This window comes from Candidatus Parvarchaeota archaeon (assembly GCA_016866895.1).
Classification (GTDB): domain Archaea; phylum Micrarchaeota; class Micrarchaeia; order Anstonellales; family VGKX01; genus VGKX01.
This window is the reverse complement of record VGKX01000082.1, coordinates 1-5312: the sequence shown is the minus strand read 5'-3', so window position 1 is coordinate 5312 and position 5312 is coordinate 1. Positions and strand designations below refer to the sequence as shown.

The window sequence follows — 5312 nt, the reverse complement described above, 5'->3', positions numbered from 1 at the left end:
TCTTGCCCTGTCTGCAATAATCTTCATAGTGCAAGGCGGCAGTAAAGTCAATGATTTCGTGCTAGTGCTAATCGCATTTCCAATATTTCTTGTGTTTGGCTTTCTCTGGAGCATCCCCATTATGTTGCTTTATCTGGCTGCAAAATGGGTCGGGAGAAAGGCAGGTGTTTTGCAAGGCTAGTTATTGCTCCTGAAGCTGATTTTTCATTCCAGCTCGCCTAGGGCCTGCTCTATCCTGGATTTGTAAAATCCCTTTGCACTCTCAAGGGTTATCCAAAACACATGGCGAAGCACAAGCCTGTGCATGTCGCTTCCGAGTTTTCCTACCTGCACCATTATGTCAAAGCGCTTTTTGTCGGCAAGTTCCTGCACCCTTTCAAGAAGCTGCCCAAAGGCGGCCTGCGTGCAAACCAAGTTGCTTTTGGCAAGGGAAAGCAGCTGGTTGCATGCCTCAAGCTCCAATCTCCTTTAGCGCTGCATTTATCCTGCCGACTATTGCCTCGCTTTTCACCTCATCCCTGTGGCATTTGAGTATGTGGGCGATTATCACACTTCCGCTTTCGTCTACAAGATTTCCAATGCCTGAAAGTATGTGGTACTGATGGCGCTTCAATATGTTTTCAGTCTGATTCATTATCTCTTCAATTGCGGCAAGCGACGCAGTACCCTTCTCCTTTGCAATTGACAACAGTGATGAAAAATTGCCAAGCGCACCAAGCATGCCAACGGCCTGGATTGCAACCTCCTCGCTTGCGGCTTTTTTTGCAATCATGGTAAGAACGCCTGCCTGCGGGAGAGCTATTTCACTTGGATTTGGTGCAGTCTCAAGCCTTTTTTTGACATCTGCTATTTCAGCAAGTTGCTTTCCTGCAAGCTCCCTCCTTGTCTCTTTTTCCCTTTCCCCAAGCCTTGCAAGTGTGCTTGCCGAAGGCGTGTTTCCAACCCTTGAATTTAGGGCAAGCTGCGTGAATATCTTAAGTGCATCCTGCACATTTTGCGGCGTTCTTTCAGTGACTTTCTTAAGCTCATAGGGCGGTATCCTGTTGCCACGCTTGTCTGTGTCTACAATAAATGCCTTGCTCTGCACATTTATTTGAATGTTCATAAATATCACCTATCATATAGCCTAATGGGCAGGTTTCAGATGGCTTATTTTGCGCATAACTAATATATAAATCTTCACTTTTTACCACATAATGCTTATTTTTGCTCATTTTGCGTCTCCTGCCTTTTTTCCCATGCAACTTCAAGTGCAGCACTGAAAGTAAGCAATATTGAAGAAAAAAAGAATTTGAGGACAGGCTTAAAGGAAAAGAGAATTTAGATTACTCCAAAATACCTGTCTTTTTCCCAACTTGTAACCTGGGTCCTATAACCATCCCAGTCCTTTTGCTGGATTTTGACAAGGTATTCTGTCGTGTGGCTGCCCATTGCCTCTGTCAGAAGTTTGTCGGCTAGGAATTCCTTTGTAGCCTCCTCAAGCGAAGATGGCAATGTTCCTATGCCTAGCTGCTTTCGCTTGTCAGCCTCATAGCCATAAACTCTCTCTTCAACCGGATTTGGCGGCTCAAGCTTCCTTTCTATTCCATCCAGGCCTGCTGCAAGCATGGCTGCAAATGCAAGGTAAGGGTTGCAGGCAGGGTCAGGGAACCTGCACTCAATTCTTGTGCCCTTTTCCTTTCCAACCAGGTTTCTTGGAATCCTTATCAATGCGGAGCGATTTATCCTGCCCCAGCAAATATATACGGGCGCCTCGTAGCCTGGCACAAGCCTCTTGTATGAGTTAACAGTGGGATTTGTTATTGCAGCTATGCCCCTGCAGTGCTCCATGATGCCTGCAATGTAGTGCTTTGCAGTCTTTGAAAGCCAGTATTCGTTGCTCCCATCGTAAAACAGGTTTTTTCCGTCCTTCCAAAGCGACTGGTGCACATGCATGCCAGAGCCGTTTATTCCAAACAGCGGCTTAGGCATGAATGAGGCAAAAAGGCCGTATTTTTTTGCAAGCGTTTTTACTGTCGTCTTGTAGGTAAGAACCGCGTCCGCTATTGGAAGCGCGTTTCCATACGTGAAGTCTATTTCATGCTGCCCCTGAGCAACCTCGTGGTGGCTTCGCTCTATCTTCATCCCCATTTTTTCAAGTGCAGGGACCATTTCCTGCCTCAGCTCAACCGCCTCGTCACGGGTTGCAAGGTCAAAGTAGCCGGCATTGTCATGAAGCTGCGCTGATGCAAGGTCGCCTATTGCCCCGGACCCATTTGGGCCCTTGAAAAGGAAAAACTCAAGCTCCGGCCCGACTTTTATTTCAAATCCCATGTCTGACGCCTTTTTCAGCTGCCTTTTTAGCACCTGCCTTGGGTCGCCTGCAAAAGGAGTCTTCTCGTCAACATAAACGTCGCAAATTATTCTTGCAGTCTTGTTTCCAGTCCAGGGAAGCGGCGCCCAGGTTGTAGTGTCAGGCACAAGGAACATGTCGGATTCGGATATGCGCGCAAATCCCTCTATCGAGGAGCCGTCAAACCAGGTGCCGGTTGTAAGGACATCCTCAAGCCTGTCAACCGTTATCTCGCACATCTTTGGCATTCCAGTAATATCAACGAATTCCAAGTCCACAAACTGCACGCCCTTGTCGCGGGCATCTGAGAGAACCCTGCCTATCTCTTCTTTTGGTATGTCGCCTAGCACGTTATGCACCCCACAAAATTCCCACTCGGTTCAATATGCTCAAGCTTGCAAATATGTTATATATATACATTTTTGGCATAAAGCAAGACAAACAAGCAAATTCTTTTTAAATTCTTTGTTCAAATGAACACATTATTACATAAATACAGCTTATTTGGTGAACAAATGTCGCTTCAGACACGCGGGGCTGCAAAAGGCGCCTTTGGCCTTGACAAAACAGACGCAGAAATCCTAGGCGAGCTTAGGAAAAACTCGCGCCAGTCATACAGGCAGGTTGCACAAAGACTCCAGCTCCATCCGACAACAGTGATAAGCAGGCTTGAAAAGCTTGAAAAGGCTGGAATTGTAAGGGGCTTTGGGGTGAACGTTGACCTGACCGCCCTTGGCTTTGATTTTCTTGGAATTGTCCAGGTGAACATCACAAAGGGTCAGCTGATAGAAACCCAGAAAAGAATCAGCACATTGCCCGGTGTCGTTGCAGTCTATGACGTGACGGGGGAGTGCGACTGCATTTCAATTATCGCCGCAAAGTCAAGAAAGCAGTTTTCAGAGCTGATTAAATCAATACTCAACCTGCAGCATGTGCAGCACACAAACACTCAAGTCATCCTCAATGTTGTCAAGGCAAGCTGGCAGTTTGAGCCCGTCTAGGAACTGTCTTTTTCTGCCTCAACAACGTACCCAATTCCTTGCCTATAAACGCGCAAAATTTTCAGCCTTGCAGGCGGCCACAAAAGCCCTCCGGAGGCAAACTTGACACTCTCTTTGCCATTGCCTGCAAGTACAACGGGGCTTACAAACATTATGATTTTGTCAAAAAGACCGGCTGACAAAAACGAGTGGATTATTTTTCCCCCGCCCTCGACAAGCACGCTTTTCACACCAAATTTTTTTGCAAGAACCTCAAGCACTTTTTTCGCTTTTATCTCCTTGCCAAGATTGACAAGGCAAGCTCTTCCCAGTTTATTATATGCCTCAATTCTTCCTTTGCTTGCCCTGTGTGTATAGAATATTATGGCGTCAATGCCTTTCACTGTTTCGCTTTTTTTCCCGAATATCCTTGCGGAGGGTTTTGTTTTCAGGGAAGAGTCAAGAATAACCTTTACCGGATCTTTTCCAAATCCCCTTGAAGAATAAGAGTGGTCGCCAACCGAGTTCACCCCTATCAAAAGTGCGCCGTGCCTTCCCCTCTCCATGTATTGCCTTTCCCAATCCGCGCCATCAGAGAATCTAATTTTCCTGCCTTTTGCCGCCAATTTCCCGTCAAAGCTCATGGCGCAGGAGATTGTGACTTTGGGCAGCTTTTGCTTTGCCATTTTTCAAGCGCCTTTCAAAGAAGTTTGGTTTTTATGGATAACTTGCCTGGAAGCCTTATCTTGTGCCCCATGCGCTGATTTTTTGTCTTCAGGTATTTGAGGTTGTATTTTGTCGGTGCAAGCACAAGCCCTATCCTGCCGCTCACCTTTATGCCGTGCTTTTTCAGCTCGCTTGCCTTTTTCGGGTTGTTTGTGATAAGTCTTATGGAGCGCACCCCCAGAAGCTTGATCATTTCAGACGCAATCCTGTAATCGCGCAGGTCCTCGGGCAGCCCAAGGGCAAGGTTGGCATCCACGGTGTCAAGTCCCCTGTCCTGAAGCTCGTACGCCCTAATCTTGTTGATTAGTCCGATTCCCCTTCCCTCCTGCCTCATGTAAAGAAGCGCCCCGCATTTTTGCCTTCCAAGAAACTTGAGTGCAGCCTCAAGCTGGCTGCGGCAGTCGCACTTGAGGGACGCAATCACATCACCGGTGAGGCATTCAGAGTGCACGCGCACAGGCACGCCTTTTTGGCCCTCAACGTCCCCCTTGACAACTGCAACATGCTCTTTCCAGTCAATGGAGTTGCAAAATGCATGGATTGTAAACTTGCCAAACTTGGTTGGAAGCTTAGCAAACGCCACCCGCTCAATGTGCGGCCTTTTGTTCTTGCACTTGAAGTAGTATCCCTTTGCAATTTCCTGCACGTCTGCCATATTCTAGCCCCAAAACAAGTTGTTTAGGTGCTTTTGGGTTTTTATTTGCTGCTACAAAGTCCCAAACCTAATACCAGCGAATTCCAGGAATCTGCGGACGGGCAACCTGCGGTCTTTCACAAGTCTTTAGGCTAGCCAGCAAAGCATTCCTGCCTTAAAAGTAGCACGCTTGTTGCCTAAAGCTCGCCAACCCTTCGCTTGATTTTCCTCTTTAAGCGTTTCCTGCGCTTTTTGACCCATTTCCAGCGCATCCTGTTCTTTTTCTTCCATTTTCGCGGTCTAGAACCCAATAAAACACCTGAATCATGGCACGTTATCTAAGCCTTTGTCTATTTCATTGTTGCACGATTATTTATAAGGCTTGGGTCGTTGCTTTTGGGAAATCGCCTTCCAAACCCCCTTTCAATATGCCTTGCTCATCTCACCATCAGGCTGTACTTGATTTCCGTAAGTTTTTTGGACTGACCATGATTCACGTTGCCCTTGATTGCGCTATTTACAAGCCCTATATCGTTTTGAAATGCCTGCAACAGGATTTCAAAAGCGTTACCTTTGAGGTTCCTCCCCTGCGCTATGACTACCTCTGCTGCATAGTACGCCGCCCCTAAATGGCTGCTTG

General features: G+C 47.0%; 6 protein-coding genes. 1 reads left to right on the top strand and 5 read right to left on the bottom strand.

Annotated elements, in window-relative coordinates:
* Window positions 1-204 precede the first annotated feature (204 nt).
* From FJZ26_03875 to glnA, 3 genes are all read right to left on the bottom strand, one after another.
* Window positions 205-462, bottom strand: coding sequence for a hypothetical protein (locus FJZ26_03875; protein ID MBM3229545.1), 258 nt, complete (start codon window positions 460-462; stop codon window positions 205-207).
* The gene (locus FJZ26_03870; protein MBM3229544.1) at window positions 452-1105 is read right to left on the bottom strand and encodes a hypothetical protein; all 654 of its coding nucleotides are present in this window, start codon (window positions 1103-1105) and stop codon (window positions 452-454) included. Before FJZ26_03870 ends, FJZ26_03875 begins: the two co-directional genes overlap by 11 nt.
* Window positions 1106-1320: 215 nt before the next feature.
* Complete coding sequence (glnA, locus tag FJZ26_03865; GenBank protein ID MBM3229543.1) at window positions 1321-2682, bottom strand: type I glutamate--ammonia ligase; 1362 nt, start codon at window positions 2680-2682, stop codon at window positions 1321-1323.
* 123 nt (window positions 2683-2805) lie between these two features.
* On the opposite strand from glnA, the gene FJZ26_03860 reads away from it, so the two are divergent.
* On the top strand, window positions 2806-3333 hold the full coding sequence (locus FJZ26_03860; protein MBM3229542.1) for an Lrp/AsnC family transcriptional regulator: 528 nt from the start codon (window positions 2806-2808) through the stop codon (window positions 3331-3333).
* Here the strand turns inward: FJZ26_03860 and FJZ26_03855 are convergent.
* Window positions 3330-3998 (bottom strand): hypothetical protein, encoded by a 669-nt coding sequence (locus FJZ26_03855; protein ID MBM3229541.1) that lies wholly within the window; start codon window positions 3996-3998, stop codon window positions 3330-3332. The two genes, FJZ26_03860 and FJZ26_03855, sit on opposite strands and share 4 nt — an antisense overlap.
* A 14-nt stretch (window positions 3999-4012) precedes the next feature.
* Window positions 4013-4693 carry a GTP cyclohydrolase II gene (gene ribA / locus FJZ26_03850; GenBank protein ID MBM3229540.1) on the bottom strand — a complete coding sequence of 227 codons (681 nt, stop codon included), beginning with the start codon at window positions 4691-4693 and terminating at the stop codon, window positions 4013-4015.
* Between the last annotated feature and the right edge of the window lie 619 nt (window positions 4694-5312).

Bases quoted from the DNA above. Each gene is read 5' to 3' on its own strand.
- FJZ26_03870 (MBM3229544.1), bottom strand. From the start codon at position 1,105: ATGAACATTCAAATAAATGTGCAGAGCAAGGCATTTATTGTAGACACA.
- FJZ26_03860 (MBM3229542.1), top strand. From the start codon at position 2,806: ATGAACACATTATTACATAAATACAGCTTATTTGGTGAACAAATGTCG.
- FJZ26_03855 (MBM3229541.1), bottom strand. From the start codon at position 3,998: ATGGCAAAGCAAAAGCTGCCCAAAGTCACAATCTCCTGCGCCATGAGC.
- ribA (MBM3229540.1), bottom strand. From the start codon at position 4,693: ATGGCAGACGTGCAGGAAATTGCAAAGGGATACTACTTCAAGTGCAAG.